The organism is Desulfoluna sp. HI9BLuna (genome assembly GCF_056829775.1).
This window is the reverse complement of the sequence record NZ_CP186555.1, coordinates 4,682,002-4,702,147: the sequence shown is the minus strand read 5'-3', so window position 1 is coordinate 4,702,147 and position 20,146 is coordinate 4,682,002. Positions and strand designations below refer to the sequence as shown.

The 20,146-nt window shown below is 60.1% G+C and carries 11 protein-coding genes and 1 tRNA gene; 4 read left to right on the top strand and 8 right to left on the bottom strand.

All coding sequences use genetic code 11. From position 1 onward, the window contains the following. Nucleotides 1-68: 68 nt before the first annotated feature. The 3 genes from ACOYW0_RS19255 to ACOYW0_RS19245 form a co-directional block, all read right to left on the bottom strand. Nucleotides 69-1,514, bottom strand: coding sequence for an amidohydrolase (locus ACOYW0_RS19255; RefSeq protein ID WP_482415403.1), 1,446 nt, complete (start codon nucleotides 1,512-1,514; stop codon nucleotides 69-71). 318 nt (nucleotides 1,515-1,832) lie between these two features. Beyond that, nucleotides 1,833-4,502 carry a winged helix-turn-helix domain-containing protein gene (locus ACOYW0_RS19250; protein ID WP_482415402.1) on the bottom strand — a complete coding sequence of 890 codons (2,670 nt, stop codon included), beginning with the start codon at nucleotides 4,500-4,502 and terminating at the stop codon, nucleotides 1,833-1,835. An 864-nt stretch (nucleotides 4,503-5,366) separates the two neighbouring features. Continuing rightward, on the bottom strand, nucleotides 5,367-6,293 hold the full coding sequence (locus ACOYW0_RS19245) for a transposase (RefSeq protein WP_482415401.1): 927 nt from the start codon (nucleotides 6,291-6,293) through the stop codon (nucleotides 5,367-5,369). 220 nt (nucleotides 6,294-6,513) lie between these two features. Here ACOYW0_RS19245 and ACOYW0_RS19240 point away from each other — a divergent pair. After that, a tRNA-Met gene (locus ACOYW0_RS19240) sits at nucleotides 6,514-6,590 on the top strand. Between the two features lie 87 nt (nucleotides 6,591-6,677). Here ACOYW0_RS19240 and ACOYW0_RS19235 read toward each other — a convergent pair. The 4 genes from ACOYW0_RS19235 to ACOYW0_RS19220 form a co-directional block, all read right to left on the bottom strand. Then, the gene (locus ACOYW0_RS19235; RefSeq protein WP_482415400.1) at nucleotides 6,678-7,361 is read right to left on the bottom strand and encodes a hypothetical protein; all 684 of its coding nucleotides are present in this window, start codon (nucleotides 7,359-7,361) and stop codon (nucleotides 6,678-6,680) included. Continuing rightward, nucleotides 7,358-9,025 carry an AAA family ATPase gene (locus ACOYW0_RS19230; RefSeq protein WP_482415399.1) on the bottom strand — a complete coding sequence of 556 codons (1,668 nt, stop codon included), beginning with the start codon at nucleotides 9,023-9,025 and terminating at the stop codon, nucleotides 7,358-7,360. Before ACOYW0_RS19230 ends, ACOYW0_RS19235 begins: the two co-directional genes overlap by 4 nt. A gap of 33 nt (nucleotides 9,026-9,058) precedes the next feature. After that, on the bottom strand, nucleotides 9,059-10,642 hold the full coding sequence (locus ACOYW0_RS19225) for a class I adenylate-forming enzyme family protein (RefSeq protein WP_482415398.1): 1,584 nt from the start codon (nucleotides 10,640-10,642) through the stop codon (nucleotides 9,059-9,061). A gap of 509 nt (nucleotides 10,643-11,151) precedes the next feature. Beyond that, a complete protein-coding gene (locus ACOYW0_RS19220; RefSeq protein ID WP_482415397.1) occupies nucleotides 11,152-12,645 on the bottom strand; it encodes an SDR family oxidoreductase in 1,494 nt (497 codons plus the stop codon). Between the two features lie 446 nt (nucleotides 12,646-13,091). On the opposite strand from ACOYW0_RS19220, the gene ACOYW0_RS19215 reads away from it, so the two are divergent. Beyond that, entirely contained in the window at nucleotides 13,092-15,104 is a 2,013-nt protein-coding gene (locus ACOYW0_RS19215; RefSeq protein WP_482415396.1) for an oxidoreductase, read from the top strand. Nucleotides 15,105-15,400: 296 nt separating this feature from the next. Further along, nucleotides 15,401-16,219, top strand: coding sequence for a crotonase/enoyl-CoA hydratase family protein (locus tag ACOYW0_RS19210; protein ID WP_180143862.1), 819 nt, complete (start codon nucleotides 15,401-15,403; stop codon nucleotides 16,217-16,219). Nucleotides 16,220-16,320: 101 nt separating this feature from the next. Here the strand turns inward: ACOYW0_RS19210 and ACOYW0_RS19205 are convergent, their stop codons facing one another. Further along, nucleotides 16,321-17,412: an endonuclease/exonuclease/phosphatase family protein gene (locus ACOYW0_RS19205; protein WP_482415395.1), complete on the bottom strand. Its 1,092-nt coding sequence runs from the start codon at nucleotides 17,410-17,412 to the stop codon at nucleotides 16,321-16,323. 761 nt (nucleotides 17,413-18,173) lie between these two features. Between ACOYW0_RS19205 and ACOYW0_RS19200 the strand changes: the two genes are divergently transcribed. Next, nucleotides 18,174-20,117 carry a phage tail sheath subtilisin-like domain-containing protein gene (locus ACOYW0_RS19200; protein WP_482415394.1) on the top strand — a complete coding sequence of 648 codons (1,944 nt, stop codon included), beginning with the start codon at nucleotides 18,174-18,176 and terminating at the stop codon, nucleotides 20,115-20,117. Nucleotides 20,118-20,146: the final 29 nt, after the last annotated feature.

Genomic DNA, 20,146 nt, shown 5'->3' with positions numbered 1-20,146 from the left:
TCGCTCTCCCATATTTATGGATTCATATAGCTACCAGAGCCAACCCGACGTCGGACATACCCGCTGGATCAGTCAAAAAAAGCGTCGTCACCAGCCTGCTTGTAAAAATCCTCCTTTAACTCAATGATGCTTCCGTGGGACCGCATTTCGTCGGGCAGGCCGATGGGTTCCTTGATCTCACCCCGAATGGGGGAGATGTACTTTTTCCCTTTGGTCCGCCGCTTAAAATCGGCCTTTACCGCCTTTAAAAATGCGTCATCCGTCAAGACGTCCATGCCGGTCATCGCCATGACCTTTGCTGCCATCACCGCGGATTTTATGCCGATGCTCGACCCGTGGCTGGCCGTGGCCATCCAGGTGTGCACCCCGATCCCCGACGGGCTGGAGGGCAAGAGCAGTCCCATGGTCGGCGTGTTCCAGCTGACATCCCCCACATCGGTGCTCCCTCCCACCATCACCTCGTTGGGCAGGGGAAGTATCGCTGAGGCCATGCCGGCCTGCTCCAGGCCCACCTCTTTTTGCAGCTTTTTGGCAAAACGGATCTCTTCCTTGGTGTACCGGGGTAAGCCGACAGCCTCCATGTGCCCCTGCATCCGCTCGGCAAGGGGGGTGTTGGGCAGGGTATCGTACATGCCGTAGTAATCCACGGCCATGCCCCGTGTCTGGGTCATTCGCGCAGCCCCGTCGACCATCTCCTTGATCCAGGCAACGCCGTCGTTCACCACATCCCTGGACTCCCCGCGAAAAGTCATCACCACCGAGGCTTTGTCTGGGACGATGTTGGGGGCAAGGCCTCCGTTTTTGACAATGTAGTGAATGCGGCAGGTGGGCAGCACATGCTCCCGCATCAGGTTTACGCCGTGGAGAAACAGTTCCACGGCGTCCAGGGCGCTTCGGCCTTCCCACGGGGCCATCCCTGCGTGGGCGGTTTTTCCGTTGAACTCGACATAGACATGGGTAATGGCCGTTGTCCGTATGTTGGCCACAACGGCCTTGTCCAGGGGATGCCAGTGCAGCATGGTGTCCACATCGTCAAACAGACCATCGCGGGCCATATAGACCTTGGCGCCCTCTGTCTCCTCGGCGGCTCCGCCGTACACCCTCAGGGTTCCCTTGATCCCTTTTTTCTTCATCAGGTCCTTGATGGCCAGGGCAGACCCCAGGGCTCCGGCACCGATGAGGTTGTGTCCGCAGGCGTGGCCTGCGGTGACACCGTCTTCTCTCTGCTTTTTAAAGGGGACGACTTCGTTGCCCAGGTCGGGCAAGGCATCGTATTCCAGCATGATACCGAGGACGGGTTTCCCTGAGCCAAACTCGGCCACAAAGGCCGTGGGGACACCGCTGGTCCCCTCGCTGGTCAGCTTGAACCCGTTTTTCTTGAGCAGCGTTTTTAGGTACGCTGAGGACTCGAACTCCATCAGGGAAACTTCCGAGAGCTCCCAAAGTTTCAGCCCGACCTTTTCGATGGTATCCGAAACCTTGTCCACTGCTTCGATGGTTTCTGCCTGCGACACCCCTGATTCACACCGAGCCGTTGGCGGCATGCAAAGCATGCACAACGCCAGAAGCAACACACCACACACAAAACACCTTGCGGGCAAGCCAAAGCCCCAGGAGAACAACCGCACCTCACGCACCATGGATAACCTCCCTTTTTTCAGTGATAAATGGATCAGTAGGAAACAGTCACCTTAGCGTTACGGCCCCTCGGTGTAAATCTCCCAAAAGGGGTATTTTTCACGAATTCGTCTACCCCTTTTGGGGTAGAAAGCAGCATGGCCTCCCCCCCAAAAAAGGCACCCATGAGAAGGCAAACAACAGCCCTGTTTATATTAGTTGGCGATGAACTGACCCGATTCCCGAGCCCGGTTCAACGCGTCGATCCGGCTGTTTGCGCCCAGCTTCTTGAATATGTTCTTCAGGTGGGTCTTGACGGTCCCTTCTGACACACAGAGTATCCCGGCGATCTCTTTGTTGCTCATGCCCTCGGCCAGAAGCGGGACGATCTCGGATTCGCGCCGCGTAAGAAATTCGACATCCCCCTGGTCAAGGGCCTGGGGCTTGGCAGGGGTCCTTGGCACCGAAGGGTCCAGCGCCGGGCTCCGGGCCCCACAGGCTTCGAGGACCCGCTTGGCAAAGGGGCTGACCGGCCCATCGCCGATCAGTCGATCCAACAGGGTAACCATGGGCTCTCCAAGGTCCACGAAACTTCGGACCCAATTCCCGGGTTCGGCAAGGGTCAGGGCGGTTTCCAAGCAGTCCGCCGCAGCCACCTCATCTCCTTGCTTCCCGCAGACAAGGGCCAGGAGTGCCGAGACCTCGATACGCACATTGATGCGGTTGATCTCGCGCAAGCGCCCGTCCAGAAGACGGAGCCTGGAACGAGCCTGGTGCAGGGCTTCCTTGGAGCCGTCCTGCACCAGGCACTTGATGGGGGTGAGCTGAGGGACGTAAAAAAACCACAACGGCGGGCGACGGTTGAAATCCGCACGGGCGCAGAGCTGTTTTGCCTTGAGGAGGTCATCGCTTCGGACCGCGGTCTCTACCTCAAAGGCCATGGCAACAGCCTCGGCAACGGCGTGGCCATTCTGTCGGCAATGGGTGATGACCTGTTCGCGTACCAGCTCGGCGGTGGTCTCGTCCCCCCAGGCCAGGTAGATACAGGAGAGGACAAACCCGGCCTCGGCGACATAAGAGGCATTGGCCGTATGCCGAATCTCCAGAACTTTCAGCATGTGCCCCTCAGCCCCTTTGAGATCATTTTGCAGATACGCCGCGACCCCTTGGAAATAGTGAGCATAGGCCCTGGTGTGATGAAAGGGGGCAACGCCCACAAACCGCCTGCAGGCAGCAACCGTTTGCATTACCCCGGGCAGGTCGCCGTCCATATAGAGCGCGATACAGAGGTGGAAGTAGATCCTGGCCTGGATATTGGTCGGCCATTCCGGGTTGAACAGGGCCTCTTTGATCATGGCGTCCACATGCCCCCGGTCTCTCCGCATCTGGTGAAAGCAGGACGAGACGCCCACCTCATAGGCCTTCATGAAAACAGCCTGTTCCGGGAGCTGGCCGAACACCTCCGCCGAATACAGCCTGCCCCCGTCCGGTGAGCCGGAAAAAAGCGCCATGAGCCCGTTCAGGACAAGCACTTCAGCCCTCAACGCCCTCAGGCCCCTTGCCCCGGGTGAAAGCCCGTCCAACATCTTCTGGGCTTGGACAGCCCACTCCAGGGCCCCTGCATAATTCCCGTGCTCGATGGTTATGAAGGCCTGCGTCGTAGCCACCAGGGGGTGCTCTGATGAAACGCCCTCGGGCAGCATGGCCAGCAACCGTTCCAATCGGATAATCTGGGAGCTGTTCAGCAAATCGTGACGGTTGTCCATCACCAACTGAACGGCCTCCGCGGTGTCCCCGGAGGCCAAAAAATGATGTAGGGCCTCTTCAATATAGCTATTTTCTGCAAACCAGGCCCCGGCGGTCCGATGCAGGTCCGCTATCTCCTGGGAGGTTTTCACCTTTTTGAGCATGCCGTTGAGCAGGTCCCGAAAAAGGTGGTGAAAGCGGAACCAATACCCGTCGCTGTCCAGGCCTAAAGTAAACAGGTTGCTTTCCACCAGCCTGTCAATAAAAGCCTCTGCGCTGTCCTTTCGATGGGAAAAAGATCGCCTCTGGTGCATATACCGGCACAAGGGCGCGCAAAAACGATTCAGGACGGCGGTCTCCAGTAGATATGAGACCGTGTCCGAATCGAGGCGGGACACCACTTCGGCCAGGAGGTAGTCGGCGATGTGGTAAGAGATGCCGCTCAGCTCCATCGCCTTTTTTCTGGGGTCCTGCCCCCCTTGCAGGTAGAGCCCGGCCAGACGCAGTCCGGCAGCCCACCCTTCGGTTTTGCTCTCCAGAACGGAGGCTGTGGCGTCATCGACGTTTACGGGTAGCAGCTTGTCCATGAAGGCTGTGGCTTCGGCAAGGGTCAGCCTCAAATCCGAGGCCCGTACCTCGGTCACAAGGCCGCGGCCCCGAAAGGGTGCTACTTGGAGCGGGGGATCTGTCCGAGACAAAAGAACGAGGTGCAGAAACCTGGCAGGATGCTTGAGCAGATCTGACACCAGCCCATAAATGGAGGGGTCGGTCATGCGATGAAAATCGTCCAGCACAAGGACAAAGGGTTCGGGCAACCCGTAGAGGTCGTTGAGCAGGTACCGGGACAGGACGGGCTCCGGCGGGAGCTGCCCGGCCTCCAGCAGGGCTTCGGTACCAAGGGCAATGCCCGGAAAGGCTTTCTCAACGGCGGCAAGAAAATAGGCCAGGAACTGTCGCAGGTCATCGTCTTCCCTGTCCAGGGAGACCCAGCCGAACGGGCAACCGCAGGCATTGGCCCAACAGCTGGCCAGGGTCGTTTTTCCGTATCCTGCCGGTGCGGTAATCAACGCCAGCGGCCGTCTCCCCCCTTCGTCCAGGAGGGTCAGTAATCGATTCCTCGGCACAATGTCGGGCGCCACGGGGGGTATCTGAAGTTTGGTATGAAGCAGAGCGTGTTTCATTGATATCGTCAGCTATGGGTTGGTAGCGACAATGCAGGCCCCCTCACACCATTCAAGGTCACCCTCCCCTTTGTCGCATGCATTAATCAACCGGCGTATACCGGAAACTAGATGGATGCCATATGCTTTTCGCAGAGCAAACACAGGCGATACGTTGTACAGGCAACGGGGCCGAAGACAATGGCAAGGCCGTACACCGGATTACCGCGGTGCGGCCCGACGGGCTGAATCGGTAGTATTCACACCGGGTTTCCGGTGGTGTCAGGCAGCATGCACACGCCTTCCTGCTGATCGAGTTTTCTATCTTTCTCTGAAGGGGATATTATCTTTACAATGATGCGTTATTACTCGAAAACGGGAGGCGGCAACAGGAGGCCTGCAACCTGTTGCTTTCATGCACGGGCCGTGCGTTCAGCAAAACGTGTTGCGCTGCCAGGGAACTGGCATATTATTGATACTACGGCATTAACGTATTGACCATTTCACACGTGAAGGGATCAGGTCAAGTAGATGTTGGCGACATTGCTGTTTCACAAGCAATTCCTACCTCCACAGAGAATATTGAACATTTTGGGGACAGGCTCTTTATGCAAAAACAACACGGTTTTCTCCTTTGCGATGTTTCCCCGCCCCCCAAAAACAACCCACCGGGCAACTCCCATGTTTTTTTCCAACTCGAATCCCTCACCCATCAGTAAAATGAGCGCCCAGCGCCTCAAAACCGCCTGACGTCACTCACCTCCAGACGCACCCCGCCCTTGCGCTCTCAGCCCACCGCTGAGTTCGTTGGCTCAATGACCTCAAAAACGAGGCAGCCACAGATCAGGCATCGACGAGGCGCTTTAGGGAATACATCCCTTCAACTCCCTTGACGCGCCTCGGTATTTTATCCCGCGTTGTACGAAATCGATCCCTGAACCTTTCATAGCCCGCTTCAACGAACTCGCGGGATCCGATAATGCCTGAATCCGTAAAGTAGCGGGTCCTGTACCGAAATCGTTGCGCTCGGGTCAGCTCAAACCCCTGGGCGGCTTCCTCATCCAAAACCCATCGCGAAATACTCGCCTTGCCCCTCTTTTCAATAGCCCCCACGTGATACAGGTACTCCCGGTATGTTTTGAGCTGCGAAGCAGGATCGAAAACGCCGAATGCCGATGTCCCCAGATCAGATGAGAGAAACCCGTCCCCGTTTCCCGTCTGGACGTGGTAACCAATGGAGCACCAGCGATACTCTTCCGGCCGCTTCACGATTCCTGCCCGAACCGCATTGAGGTCGACATACGCCAGGCAATGGATCAATGTGGTTCCCTGCTCAACGATCACACTCTTGAAGCGCTCTCCCCACAGGGTTCCCTTTCGTTCTTTCCGCTTGTTGTAAAAACAGGAGAACCGTTGCTTGATGTCCTTGACGTACGCCGACAGGCTGCAAAAACGCTCCCGGTACTCCGCCAGTCTCCCTTCGGGGAAAAACGTCTTCTCCCCATAGAGAAGGTGAAAGCGCCTTCGAACCTCATCATCGGAAACCATGTCCTCCGGGGCTACCTCGATAAGCAAATGGAAATGATTTCCCATAATCGCAAACCCAAAAACCTCGACACAATAAATCTCTGAGAACCTCTGGATGATGCGCAGTAACTCGTCTTTTTCAACCGCCCCGAAGGGAAGGCCGTCCAAGGCGGTTCGGCTGATCACATGGTAAGCGGCTTTTTGTCCGGCATCCGTTATGACCATACGGGGAACTCGCGGCATAACACCCTCCTCTCTGGTCGTGCAGAATCATTGATGTGGATGGTTTGTGTGACGGATGGGGGGAAGAAAAACTAAAATACACCAAAATTTGAGGATGATAGTACGTTACAGACCACTATCTCACAGGACGGTGTGATGGGTCCAGCATAAAGAACCTGTCCCCAAAGTTGGTTTTGAGCTTGACATCATGTGGCTCTGGCTGTAGGGTGCGCTTCGTTGTTGCGGGATGGAGCAGTCTGGTAGCTCGTCGGGCTCATAACCCGAAGGTCAGTGGTTCAAATCCGCTTCCCGCTACCACTTAAAAAATACAAAGGCCCGGAAGAGTCATCTTCCGGGCCTTTTTTTGTTGGTAATGGAGAATCACAGAGACGCAAGACCCCGTCGTCAGCGCCCCACAAAGGCAAGAAACATCTCCACGCCGGCAATGTCCAGTACCACGCCCTCTTTGGAGATAGAAAGAACCTTTGCCCCGTCCACGGAAGCGCCCTCTCGGATAATCTGGCTGTTGATAACCGCGATACGCCGGGAAGGTGTCTGTGACCACCGCACCCCCTGGAGGCGATAGGTCCCGGCATCGGCGGCCGGAAGCTGTCGCAGCTCGTCCGGGGACAACGCCGGCGCATCAGGCAACGCTGCGACAACTTGGCCCTGCCCCTGGGACGGTTGAATTGATTCGGAAACAGGTTCCGGCTCCACAACGGATCCGGCTGGTGAATCCGGCGCTGATAAAGGCGCCGTCGCAACAGGCGATGAAGCCACCAAAGAAGCCGAACGCGATTGCGGCCCGGCACTGGAAGAGTCTTGGGTGGCCGGAGAACTCGGGGCCACCACGCGAAAAACCGAGGTCACACCAAGGGGCGCCTCATCGGCCACCACAGCCTGCCCCCGGCCATAGGCCAGATAAAAGCCTGCCCCCGCAAGCCCCACACCCGCTACAAACACAGCCACAAAGGGAAGCAGGCGGGCAAAGCCTGTCTTTTGCCGTGGTTCCACCCTTGTAAACCCAACGCTTTCAGCGTGTTTTTCCTCTTCTTCCATTCGCTTCAAGGCTTCCAAAACCGAACTCATGGGATCTCTCCTTTTTGTCGGTCATGGGCGGCTACGCGCTCCGGGGTATCGGGCAATCCATTTTTCAGCGCTGCGGCAAGGGCCACGCGGGTAAGGTCTCCCACCATGCCGTCGGAGAGAATGCCGTAGGCCTCCTGCAGGGCATGCACCGCCCGAAGGGTCTCGCCATCAAAACGCCCGTCCACGCTCACCCCGTGAAACCCGGCCCGTGAGAGAGCCGATTCAAGGGCGATGACCTCCTGAAGGCCCGAGCGCTCCGTCACCACCTCAGAGAACCCCAGGGGATTGGTGCAGGCGATAAGGGCCCGGCCGGACCAGAGCCTGTCGGCATCGCCCCGGGACAGCTCCACGATCCCTTTGGGAGATTGAAACCGCAACAGCCCATGTTCCTCCTCCCCTTCAAACACCAGTACCAGAGGCCCCTGGCCGCCGGAGCCGAACAGCATCAGGACCGGCAGGCCGAAGGCCATGGCCCGATCCAGATCCCCGTCCATGGGCATCACCTCCATGCCCAGGGGCGCGGCCACGGCAGAGAGAAGAAGGTAGGGATCCCCGATGGCCGGAAGCTCGGAGGCGGAGAGTGTGTGCCCCCACGCCCCCATGATCCGGCGAACGCCCCAGGGGACGGACTCTGCCACACCCGCCTCGTCAAACAGATCAAACAGGCCGTAGGTGGCCGGAGGGGCTGTACTGCCCTGGCCATCCGTAACCGCAACCGGAGCCGTCTGTGTCGCCTTTGGATGCCACAGGGAGGTACCGAAGACCAGAAACCCGGCCATGAACACAATGGCAAGTCCCAGCACCGCCACGCCCCACGCCGGCAAGGGCCGTCCCAAAAGGGTGCGATCCATGTAGGGCCGGTCCGCAAGCTCCGCCACGGCCTTCTTTACTGCCCCGGCGTCCACACGGTCCTTGCCCGCCACATACCCGCAGAGCAAGGCCCGGTCACAACAGATGTTGATGACGCGCGGCGTGCCCCCTGAATAGCGGTACACCTGTGCCCTGGCCCGGGGGGTGAAGAGATCGCCCCGGGCCCCCAGGGAGGCCCGTTTCAAACGGTGGACAATGTAGTCATGGGTCTCGTCGGAGGAGAGGGGTTGCAGGCGGCAGGCCAGGGAGATCCGCTGGGCCAGTTGACGGAGTTCATGGCGTTCCAGCATCTCTCCGAGCTCGGGCTGGCCGCAGAGGACGGTCTGAAGCAGTTTGGCGCGGGTGGTCTCCAGGTTGGAGAGAAGGCGAAGCTCCTCCAGGACCTCAATGGAAAGATTCTGGGCCTCGTCGATGACAAGCAGGGCCTTTTTCCCCATCTCCCGGTTTTCAATGAGGAACCGCTGAAGGGCCGCCGTCAGGTCCGACCGGCTGGAAGATCCGGCGTCGATGCCGAAATCGCGGTTGATGGACTGAAGCAGCTCCACGGCATTCAAGGTGGGGTTGAAGATGCAGGCAACGGACACCGTCTCGTCCAGCCCCTCAAGGAAGGTGCGCAACAGGGTTGTCTTGCCCGTGCCCACCTCGCCGGTCACCTCCACAAAGCCTTCGCCGGTTTCAAGGGCATAGGTCAGGTGGCCCAGGGCCTCCTGATGGCACCGGGAAGGAAACAGGTACGATGGCGTCGGCACCAGCTGAAAGGGCCGCTCCTTGAGATGAAAGTGTCGTCGATACATGTCTTGCCCTGGGTATGCTTGAAAACAAGCATGTTACTCGTACAGTTTTCGGAAGTCCCGGTTGGTACGGATATACTTACGCCTGAGCTTCGGTTTTTCGATTTTTCCCGTGGGGTTTCGGGGCACCTCGCCAAAAAAGATCTTTCGCGGCCGCTTGTAGCGGGGAAGGTTCTCGCAGAAGGCCTCCAGGGCGTCCCGCGTCATGGAGCGCCCCTCCTTGATCATCACCACGGCGGCCACCACCTCGCCCAGGCGCTGGTCCGGGTAACCGATGATGCCCACATCCTGCACATCCGGGTGGGTGATGATGTGGTTCTCGATCTCCACGGGGAAGATGTTCTCCCCGCCGGAGATGATAAGGTCTTTTTTCCGATCCACGAGCCAGATAAAACCGTCTTTGTCCTTCCGGGCCATGTCCCCGGTGCGGAGCCAGCCGTCCACGATGCACTTGGCCGTCTCTTCCGGGTTTTTGTAGTACTCGGTCATGACCCCGGGCCCCTTGATGATCAGCTCGCCGGTCTCCCCTCCGGGAAGCTCGTTCAAGGCACCGTCCACCACCTTGGCCGCCCACTGGTGCCCGGGCAGCCCGATGGCCCCCACCTTGTGCTCGTTTTCAAGCCCTAAGTGAACACAGCCGGGGCCTGAGCACTCGGTGAGGCCGTAGTTGGTATCGTAGTCGTGGTGGGGAAAGAGTTTCTTCCACTCGTCAATAAGGGATGGCGGCACGGGCTGGGCACCGATGTGCATGAGGCGCCAGGCGTCCAGGTTGTACTCGGTGAGCACCACGTCGCCGTTTTCGATGGCGATGAGAATGTCGTGGGCCCAGGGCACCAGAAGCCAGACAATGGAGACCTGCTCTTCGGATGCCACCCGCAGGATATACTCGGGCTTGACCCCTTTAAGGATAACGGTGCGCGCCCCCACCTTGAAGTTTCCGAACCAGTGCATCTTGGCGCCGGTGTGATACAGGGGAGGGATGCAGAGAAAGTTGTCGAGGTGGGTCTGCCCGTGGTGGGCGTTTTCCACCTCGCAGGCAAAGGCCAGGTTGCCGTGGGTGAGGCGCACGGCCTTGGGGGTTCCGGTGGTGCCGGAGGTAAAGTAGAGGGCCGCGGTGTCGGCCTTGGACAGGGGAACGGGAACAAAGGCTGTCTCGTCCGTATCCATAAGGCTCCCGAGGTGCATGGCCCAGTCCGGGCAGCAGCGCTTGGGCCCATCGAAGATCCAGTGTTTCACGGTGGAGGAGAGCTCTCCCCTCACCTCTTCCAGCCGGCCGATGAACTCTTCACCGAAGACAAACACCTCGGCTTCGGCCACGTTGGTGCACAGGGCAATCTTCTCGGCGTCAAAACGAAAGTTCAGGGGAACCACCCAGGCCCCGGTTCGAAGGATGCCGAAATAGATGGGAAGCCACTCCAGGGAGTTGCTCATGAGCTGAACCACGCGCCCCCCTTTGCTCACCCCGAGCCCCTGGAGGACCGCAGCCAGCTCCGTGGCGTAGGTGTCGAACCCGGCCCAGGTGATTTCCCGCCGGAGGTTCTTGGCGGGCTCGCGTTCGATAAGTGAGATTTCGCAACCGTAGAGGGAGGCGTTTTCAGCCAGTATATCCGTAATCAACATAAGGCAACCCTGTAAAAAATGCCGGCGAAAAAAAGTCGGCGCCGCACGCGACATTCCCCGTCCCGCCTTGTCGCTGCCGCCAGCCCGTATGTCCCGGATGCCCGCAGGCACCGCGTGGTCGACTTTTTCCGAAGGCCGTCAAAATAAAAACCAAAAGCAACGGGACCGTGATCAAACCGGCCCAGAAAAGAGGGCCTGCCGATTGAAACTTATCACATACCACAGCCCCTGCAGAACCTCTACCCCTGATAACGGGAAGGCAAGGAGATCCGCATACGGATCCCGCCACCGAAAACAAGGCCCTGATCACCGTTCCAACATCGGGCTGCGCGTCACGGTTTGCCTTGGTCTCATCCTGTCGATTCGGCCCATACAAGCTGCCGGTGGCCAAACGTTCGCCCGGTTTATGCGTTGGATGCAGCTATTCAGTTGCCTTTGAATGGGGAAAGACGACTCCAAGGAAGGCTTACTTGATCTGTAGGGTTACCGTTGGGTTTGACAAACGAACCTCACCCCTTGAGCCCCCGAAAGCGACGACGTTCCCTTACAAAGGGAGAGTCCACCTCGGCTTCGGCCCAGCGCACCATGTTGCGAATCATTCCCTGGAACACCAGCTCATGGAAAGGTTTGACAGCAATCCAGTAAAGACGCCCCAGAAAGCCCGAAGGGTAGAAAATCGCGGTCTGGTGGATCCACACCCGGTCGCCTTCGGTCTTCACCTCAAACTCCAGCCACGCCTTCCCGGGCAGCTTCATCTCCGAAATCAGCCGCAGGAGCTGGCCCTCTTCAAACCGCTCCACCCGCCAGAAATCAAGGTGGTCTCCGCTTCGGAGCTCCCGCCGGTGGGGCCGCCCGCGCCTCACCCCGACCCCGCCCATCCAATAGTCCACGGCACCGCGGACCCGCCAGAGAAAATTAAAGGCGTACCAGCCGTTTCGCCCCCCGATGCGGGCAATGGAGGAGAAGGCCCGGCCCGGGGTGGTGCTCACCCGGCGACTCCGCTGGTCAATGTACCGGGCCCCCATCCAGGAGGTCTCCGGCCCCGGCGGCTTGCCCCCCGCCGAAGAGACCGCGTCGGTCCACCGACTCTCGGCAAAGGCCCGCTCCTCGTTCATCAGGGCCCGCCGGATCGCCTCCCGGGCGCTGATGGGCACCACGCTGAACAGCTCCCGGGCAGACGGGTCATGCACCACGGTCTGGTTTTTCACCCCCTCGATGAGCTTTTTCCCCACCCGGGCGTAAACAGGGGTCACCAGCCCCAGCCAGAGACTGCTCACCCCCGGGGTGAGGATGGGGACGGGGATCATGAGTCGGGAGAGCCCCCTCTCCGTTGCGTAGGCCTCCATGAGGTCCTGATAGGAGAGAGGCTCGGAGCCCCCCACCTCCACGACGCGGCTCTCGGACAGAGGCAGGGTCACGGATTCCGTAAGGTACCGGATCAGGTCTTCGATGCCGATGGGCTGAGCCATCACCTTGACCCAGCGGGGCAGGATCATCACGGGAAGCCGCTCGGTAAGTGCCCGTACCAGTTCAAAGGAGAGGCTCCCCGAACCAATCACGATGGAAGCCCGAAATTCAAGCGTGGGAACCGAAGAGCGCCTGAAAATCCTGCCCACCTCCTGGCGACTTCGAAGGTGGGCCGACAGGTTCGGCCCTTCCCCCAGCCCCCCCAGGTAAATAAGCTTCCGGACACCGGCACGCTGGGCAGCCCCCACAAAATTCGTGGCCGCCTTCCGGTCCATCTCCTCAAAGGCCCCTGTGGCACCCATGGAATGAATCAGGTACAGGGCCGTGTGAACACCCTCCATTGCCTGGTCCAGGGAGGCCACATCAAAGACATCTCCCTTGGCCACCTCGGTGCCTTCCGCCGTTCGGTGCTTCAGAAAAGCCGCGCGCCTCGCCAGGCACCGCACCCGAAACCCCTCCCCTTCGAGGACGCGAAGCAGGCGCCCCCCCACATACCCCGTGGCTCCGGTCAGCAAAATCAACGGACGTTCATCCATAATTCACTCCCTGGGTTCAATGGTCTCTCATCACCCCCGCCAGCCCTTACCCTTTACCCTTTACCCTTTAGCCTTTAGCCTTTAGCCTTGAGCCTTGAGCCTTGAGCCTTGAGCCCTTAGCCCTTAGCCCTTAGCCCTTAGCCCTTAGCCCTTAGCCCCCATTATACACCACCTCACCCCATCAGAAAGTCGTTTTGTCCCAAAGGGTTGACTCCCTGTGGACAAAACCGAAAAACCCGTGATAGGCTGAGACCGTTTTCATCGGGTCCATCAGTTTCCCCGGCCCGTGCATCGCAGGAACACACGCATCACTCATCGTTTTTTCCGAAACGCATTTTACCGAAAAACGCGCCCGGTTTGAGAATCTTCCCGCCAGGCACCCATGTCGTCGTCAACGGAACGTCGTTCGGTTTCTCTTACGGAATATCCCATGCCAAGGAGGCTCGATGTTTGACACCCTGTTCTCGCCCATCGCAATCAACTCGCTCACCGTTAAAAACCGCATCGCCTATCCGTCCCTCGGCCTTCTCTACAGCTGGGACCGCAAGTTAAACGACCGGTACGTAAACTACTTTACCGAAATCGCCCGGGGCGGTGCAGGCATCGTCACCGTGGGGCCCGTGGGCGTGGACTTCATCGGATCCGGCCTGGCGGTCCTCGGCCTGGACACGGACGAAGCCATCCCGGACTTTCTCCGGGTCACCGATGCCATCCGGGCCCGTGGAGGTTCCCCCTGGACCCAGCTTTTCCATGCCGGTGCCTACACCCACCCCCTGCTCATCAACGGTGAGGCCCCCATGGCTCCCTCCGCCGTCTACTCCCCTTACTCCAAGACCACCCCCCGGGAGATGAGCCCCGACGACATCCACACGGTGCGACAGGCCTTTGCAGACGCGGCGGCACGGGCCGTAAAGGCAGGCTTTGACGGCGTGGAGATCATCGCATCGGCAGGGTACCTCCTCACCCAGTTCCTCTCCCCCAAGACCAACAAACGCACCGACGACTACGGAGGAAGCGTTGAAAACCGGCTCCGGTTTCCCACGGAGGTGGTCGCCGCCTGCAGGCAGGCCGTGGGGGAAGGGTTTCCTCTGTCCGTTCGCATGGCAGGCAACGACTTCGTCCCAATGAGCAACACCGACGAGGTGACCCCTGCCATTGCCCGGGCCTATGAAAAAAGTGGCGTAAACCTCATCAACGTCACCGGCGGCTGGCACGAGTCCAAGGTCCCCCAGCTCCCCATGGAGCTGCCCCGCACCGGCTACGCCTACCTGGCCGCCACGGTCCGCAAGGCGGTCTCTGTTCCCGTCATGGCCTCCAACCGCATCACCACCCCCATGAACGCCGAGCGACTCTTGAACGACGGTTACTGCGACATGGTAAACTTGGGACGGGTCCTCATCGCCGACCCCTTCTGGCCCGCGAAGGCCCTTCAAGGACGCGTCGACGAAATCCGCCCCTGTGTGGCCTGCTCCCAGGGCTGCACCGACGAGATCTTCAGCGGCATGCCCGTCACCTGCATCGGCAACCCCCGGGCCGGATACGAAGCCGAGCGCATTGTCCGGCCCACCACCGCCCCAAAAAAGGTGATGGTGGCAGGGGCAGGCCCTGCAGGACTGGAAGCCGCGGTCACCGCCGCACAGATGGGCCACCACGTGCATCTCTTTGAGGCTGGGGACACCATCGGCGGCCAGATCAGCCTGGCCGCCACCCCGCCCCACAAGGAAGAGCTCCTGGAATACATCCGCTACTACCGTGCCATGCTGGCCCGACACAAGGTCGCCGTCACCCTCTCCTGCCCGGTGACCCCGGAGCTGATCCGGCAGGAGTGCCCCGACCATGTCTTCGTGGCCGAAGGGGCCGAACCCACCCGGCCCCCCATCCCCGGGGCCCAAAACGATAAAATCCTCTCATCATGGGATGTCCTGAAAAAAGACCGCCCCCTCGGCAAAACTGTTGCCATCGTCGGCGGAGGCGCCGTGGGCCTTGAAACCGCTCTGCACATTGCCGTCAAGGGCACCCTCTCCCCGGAGATGTTCCACTTCCTCGCGGCCCACGACGCGGCCCCACCGGATCGGCTCAAAAAAGGGCTTTTCACCGGCAACCACCGGGTCACGGTCTTTGAAATGGCCCCCCGGGCCGGAGGAGACATGGGCCGCTCCACCCGGTGGATCATGATGGACAACCTCAAACGCTACGGGGTTCGGCTCATCACCAGTGCCACCGTGACCAGGCTGTCAAGGGAGCAAATCTGCTGGGACGACGGCAAAACCGAGCAGACTGAAAATTTCGACACCGTCATCCTGGCCACGGGCTCCCGGTCCGTGACCGCCCTTTCGTCCGCCCTGCCCGGCCTCGGCGTCCCCTTCACCGTCATTGGAGACGGCCTGGCACCCGGAAAATTCAACCACGCCATCCACGGCGGGTTCCTTGCCGCCCTTCAGCTGGATGCCGGGAACTGAGCCTTCGGTGGGTCGTTTTCAAAAACGCCCCACCGTCCCCACCTGTCTGGCCCGACAAAAAACTACGTCTACAACATATCTCTCCACCCCACCGCATAACCGCACCCAGTCACCACACACCCATTTAGTATCGAATTTTAGAGCTTTCCCACATTAAAACACCGCCACCACAAGTCAGATTGACTTGGCAGGTCATTATGTAGTATGCAACATAAACAACTCAACCACCCCGTATCGCGGTTCAGCAAAGGGTAAAAAGTTCCACAGGGACTCGAATCATATAAGGAGAGAGTACAATGCAAAGCGACTACTATCTGGTGGAAAAAGAGGGGCCCATCGCCACGGTGTGGCTCAACCGGCCGGACAAGAAAAACGCCATGAACCCGCCTGCCTGGGTTGACAGCGTGGGGGTGTTCAAAGAGCTGGACGAAGACCCGGAGGTCCGGGTCATTATCGTGGCGGGCAAGGGAAAAGACTTCTGTGCGGGCATCGACCTCTTTGAGATCATCGGCATGCTCCCCGAACTCCTCGACCCCGAGCAGAAAGGGGGCGTGAAATGGCCCCTGCTCAGCAAACTCAAGCTTATGCAGGACGGCCTCACCGTCATCGAGCGGATCCGCAAGCCCGTCATCGCCGCGGTGCAGGGCAAGTGCATCGGCGGCGGCCTGGACCTCATCTGCGCCTGCGACATCCGCCTGGCTTCTGCCGACGCCACCTTCTCCCTGAGGGAAGCTGCCGTGGGTATGGTGGCGGACATGGGCGTCCTCCAGCGCCTGCCCCTCATCGTGGGACAGGGTGTTGCCCGGGAGATGGCCTTCACCGCCAAGTTCATCGATGCCTCAAGGGCCCGCGACGTGAGCCTCGTCAATGAGGTCTTCGAAGACGTCGACGCCCTGTACGCCGGTGCCCGCGCCCTGGCCGAGGAGATTCTGGGCGCCGCCCCCATCGCGGTGCAGGCATCCAAGGACGTCCTCAACAACGCCATCGCCTCCCAGATCGACGAAGGCCTGAACTACGTGGCCGCCATCAGCGGCAACATCGTCCCCTCCAACGACCTCATGGAAGCGGTGACCGCCATGGGCGAAAAACGTGCCCCCAAATTCACCGGCACCTGATCCGTTTCAACACACCGGCACCCCAAGCCCCCTGTTGCGAGTTATGTGGACTGCAACAGGGGTTTTTTTATGGAAAACAACGGAATGCTTGCAAAGCGATGTTAGTCCTGCTCCGGGACCGTCAGAGTCGCCACCACGGGAAGATGATCGGAGATATGGAGGGTATCTTCGGACCGGACCCGGGCCGATGTCACGGCAAGCTCTCTTGAGCACACCAGGTAATCCAGGGTCCGGTCGGGTGCGGAGACGCCGGGGTCGTTGGGGAAGTGGGTGAAGTGGGGAGACGCCCCTCCGGGGTCGGTGTCGTCAAGGCCGGGAATCACCGTGTACCGGCTGAACAGGGGCGTCATCTCCCCTTCCGGGTTGAACAGGACCCGCTGCTCCTCGTCAAGGATCTCGTACTGGCCCGGGGGAAGCAGGTTGAAGTCCCCCCCTGAAATGACGGGGGCACCCTGCCGCTCGAACACATGGATCACATGCTCCAGGGCACCAAGCTGGCGGGCAAGGAGGTCCGGTGTTACCGGAAAAGCCTCCAGGTGAAGATTGATCAGGGCCAGGCGCCCCCCGCCCGCAACGGGAAGTTCGGCGGTCAGCAGGCACCGCTGGAGATTGAGGCGTTCGGTGAAAAAATTCCCCCCAGCCCCGGGCAGGGCGATGCGAACGGGGACCTCCATGCGGTAGCGAGAAAAAATCACCAGCTTCATGCCCACAGCCCCCATGATCTTCGGGTGGGGTACAAAGCGGGCTTTCCAGTAAAAGGCCTCGGCCTTGAAAGGGTAACGGGTCTTTAACAGGTTCTCCAGCCTCGCGGCCTGGTCCTGTCCGTCGGTACGGGAAGCCCCGTGGTCCACCTCCTGGAGCAGGAGGATATCCGGGGATTCATCATCCACGACACGGGCCGCTTCGGCAAAGGTGGCGTTCATATCCTGTGGTGACGGACGTTTGTCCGGCCCGGAAAACCCGGGAAGATCATAGTAAAACACATAGTTCTTCCCGGCAAAATACTGCACGTTCCAGCTCATGACCTTAAGGCTCTGGCCGGGCGAAAGGGAAGGCCCCTCTCCGGCGGTGAGGCTGGCCGAGGCCACCGCCTCAAAACGCTCCCCGCCCCGATACACCCAGACAGCGGCCACGAGAAGCATCACGAGACTTCCGGCACACAGAATGCCAAGGCATTTCATCAGTCCGTACATCGCATCTCCCCCGTTCTCCATGGGCGTTGGCCACCCGGCCTTCCGGCATCGCCCGCAGGCCTGTGTTCTGGTTTTTCGTGCTCCCGCATATCATACCCCCCCAACGGAAAAAAAGACAGCGTCTCGTATTGACGCCTTGCGAAGCAATGACGTCCCCATCGCCCCTGCGAATCGTAAAAGAGCACCCCCCGTCTCCCCCCGGCATGACATCCCCTTCCAGGCGACTCAGCCCTTTCCTACCCAAACGGCCTTCCCGGAAAGCCTGCGCAAAAAAAACGCTGATTACTCGACAACTTAATTTTGACTCACTGACGCCAAATGCCGCTTGACATCCTCTCTAACCGCGACTATAGACAATAGACACTTCTCGCATATGAGAAGTTGTACACGTCTTACATGCCTACTTCTTTTTTGTCTTAAAATCGCTCATTGATGGCATCACCAAAGGGCTCGCCCGCATTCCGGCCTGCCTGTGCACATGGCAGCGGTCATGAACCCCATGATTCATAAACCGCGACACCCGTCGGGGAGAATCGCACGGGGCGATACGAATCCACTGACCGCATACGTTCTCAAGCCCCGATCCATCACACCAAGGCGCTTTTCACGGGTCTTTTTTCATATAGCCGACCTCGTTGCCTGACAGGGCTCCCTTGCATGTAGCCCAGGAGGCGGAGCTATGCCCGGCCACAGCCGTCGCATGGTCCAGCAGCCCCCCACTCCGTCCGAGCTCCCTACGCTTTCACTTCAGGAGGAATCCCATGGCAGTATTGACGTATCCAGGTGTTTACATGGAAGAGGTGTCCAGCGGTGTCAAGCCCATCGAAACAGCGGGCACCTCAACGGCGGCTTTTTTCGGCGTCGCCGAGCAGGGCCCCATCGGGTCCGTAAAAAAGATCTTTAACTTCACCGAATTCCAGGCCACCTACGGCGGCTTCATGAAAGGGTATTTCCTTGCCCACGCCGTCTACCAGTTCTTCAACAACGGAGGAAGCCAGTGCTATGTGGGCAGGGTGGCGGCAGGTGCCGATACCGCCGGAGTCACGGTCCAGGACCGGGGCACCACGGCCCAGGCGAGCCTCACCTTTTCCGCCGTCTCCCCGGGGGCCTGGGGAAACCGGCTCATGGTTGTCGTGGACAGCGACGCCTCCGACGATCCCCTCAATGCCTTCACCCTCGCCATCTACCGGGACAACGACATCCCGGACGGCCCGGCCGTACGGCTCGAAACCCATGAAGACCTCTCCATGAACCCGGCCTCGCCGCAATACGTGCAAACCGCGGTGAATGCCCGGTCCGGCGTGCTCCGGGTGGCCGTCAACGAGGCCAACAGCAACCAGATCCCGGGCTACAGTCAGGGCGGTGCCATTGCCGAAGGCACCCTGCTGGGGGAAAACCAGCGCCAGATCGGCATCAACATCCACAACGACGGGTACCGCACCGTGGACCTCACCGAATCCCTGGAAGAAGTCGATCTCACGGACCTGTCCGCCGTTGCCGCGGCCATGCAAGCCGCCCTGCGGGCCCTGGTCCCCTTAAGGGACTCCACCCCGGCAGACGCCTACCAGGTGACGGTCTCCGTGGAACAGACCGACCGGATTCGCATCACCTCCGGCCACACCTCGGCGGACTCCCGGGTGGAGATCGTCGACGGGCCCGATCCCCTGACCAATGCCTCGGCCGCCCTCCGCCTCGGCACGCGCAACGGAGGCATCGAGGTGGAGGGGTCCTCGGCCATGCGCCCCCAAAACACCGCCCCGGATGCCCCCTACCTCCTGGGGGACGACACCGTGTCCGGTGCAGTCACCGCCATCCGTCCGGGCACCGACGGTACCCTCCCGCTGAACGACATCGACTACATCAATGCCCTGAACTGGCTGGACACCGTCCTGGACGTCAGCCTCATCGCCATCCCGGGCATCGGCACACCGGCCGTGGCCGACGCAGGCATGGCTTACTGCCGGAACCGCCCGTTAAGCGACTGCTTTTACATCGCGGACATGAACATCGAGACCACCACCCTTGAAGGCGCCATGGCTTACAGAAACGCCATCAACACCCCCAACTCCTTTGGAGCCGTGTATTTCCCCTGGCTCAAAGCCCTGGACCCCACCGGGCTCAGCCCCGAACCCATCACCGTGCCCCCGTCCGGCTACGTGGCGGGCATCTACTCCCGCACAGACGCCAAACGGGGCGTCTGGAAAGCCCCGGCCGGAACCGAGGCCATGCTCAGCGGCGCCGTGGGCCTTGCCGCCGACCTCACGGATCCCCAGCAGGGCAACCTCAACAAGCACAAGAAGAGCGTCTGCGTCATCCGAAAGTTCCCGGGCTCCGGCATCGTCCTCTGGGGTGCCCGCACCCTGAGTTCCGATGCGGAGTATCGATACATCCCGGTTCGGCGCATGGCCATGATGCTCAGGGTAAGCATCTACAACGGCATCCAGTGGACCGTCTTCGAGCCCAACGACGAAGAGCTCTGGTCCCAGATCCGCCTGAACATCAACTCCTTCATGATGACCCTCTTCCGCCAGGGTGCCTTCCAGGGCGCCACGCCGTCCAAGGCCTTCTTTGTCAAATGCGACGGCGAAACCACCACCCAGGCCGACATCGACCGGGGCGTCGTCAACGTGCTGGTGGGCTTTGCCCCCCTCAAGCCCGCGGAGTTCGTGGTGGTCAAACTCAGCCAGGCCGCAGGGCAACGATAGCTCAACCTCCGACACCTATCCAACGGGAG

What these genes read in the sequence shown, in the direction of transcription:
- ACOYW0_RS19245 (WP_482415401.1), bottom strand. Translation starts at nt 6,293, where the DNA reads ATGCCGCGAGTTCCCCGTATGGTCATAACGGATGCCGGACAAAAAGCC.
- ACOYW0_RS19230 (WP_482415399.1), bottom strand. Translation starts at nt 9,025, where the DNA reads ATGTATCGACGACACTTTCATCTCAAGGAGCGGCCCTTTCAGCTGGTG.
- ACOYW0_RS19210 (WP_180143862.1), top strand. Translation starts at nt 15,401, where the DNA reads ATGCAAAGCGACTACTATCTGGTGGAAAAAGAGGGGCCCATCGCCACG.
- ACOYW0_RS19225 (WP_482415398.1), bottom strand. Translation starts at nt 10,642, where the DNA reads ATGTTGATTACGGATATACTGGCTGAAAACGCCTCCCTCTACGGTTGC.
- ACOYW0_RS19235 (WP_482415400.1), bottom strand. Translation starts at nt 7,361, where the DNA reads ATGAGTTCGGTTTTGGAAGCCTTGAAGCGAATGGAAGAAGAGGAAAAA.
- ACOYW0_RS19200 (WP_482415394.1), top strand. Translation starts at nt 18,174, where the DNA reads ATGGCAGTATTGACGTATCCAGGTGTTTACATGGAAGAGGTGTCCAGC.
- ACOYW0_RS19205 (WP_482415395.1), bottom strand. Translation starts at nt 17,412, where the DNA reads ATGTACGGACTGATGAAATGCCTTGGCATTCTGTGTGCCGGAAGTCTC.
- ACOYW0_RS19215 (WP_482415396.1), top strand. Translation starts at nt 13,092, where the DNA reads ATGTTTGACACCCTGTTCTCGCCCATCGCAATCAACTCGCTCACCGTT.
- ACOYW0_RS19220 (WP_482415397.1), bottom strand. Translation starts at nt 12,645, where the DNA reads ATGGATGAACGTCCGTTGATTTTGCTGACCGGAGCCACGGGGTATGTG.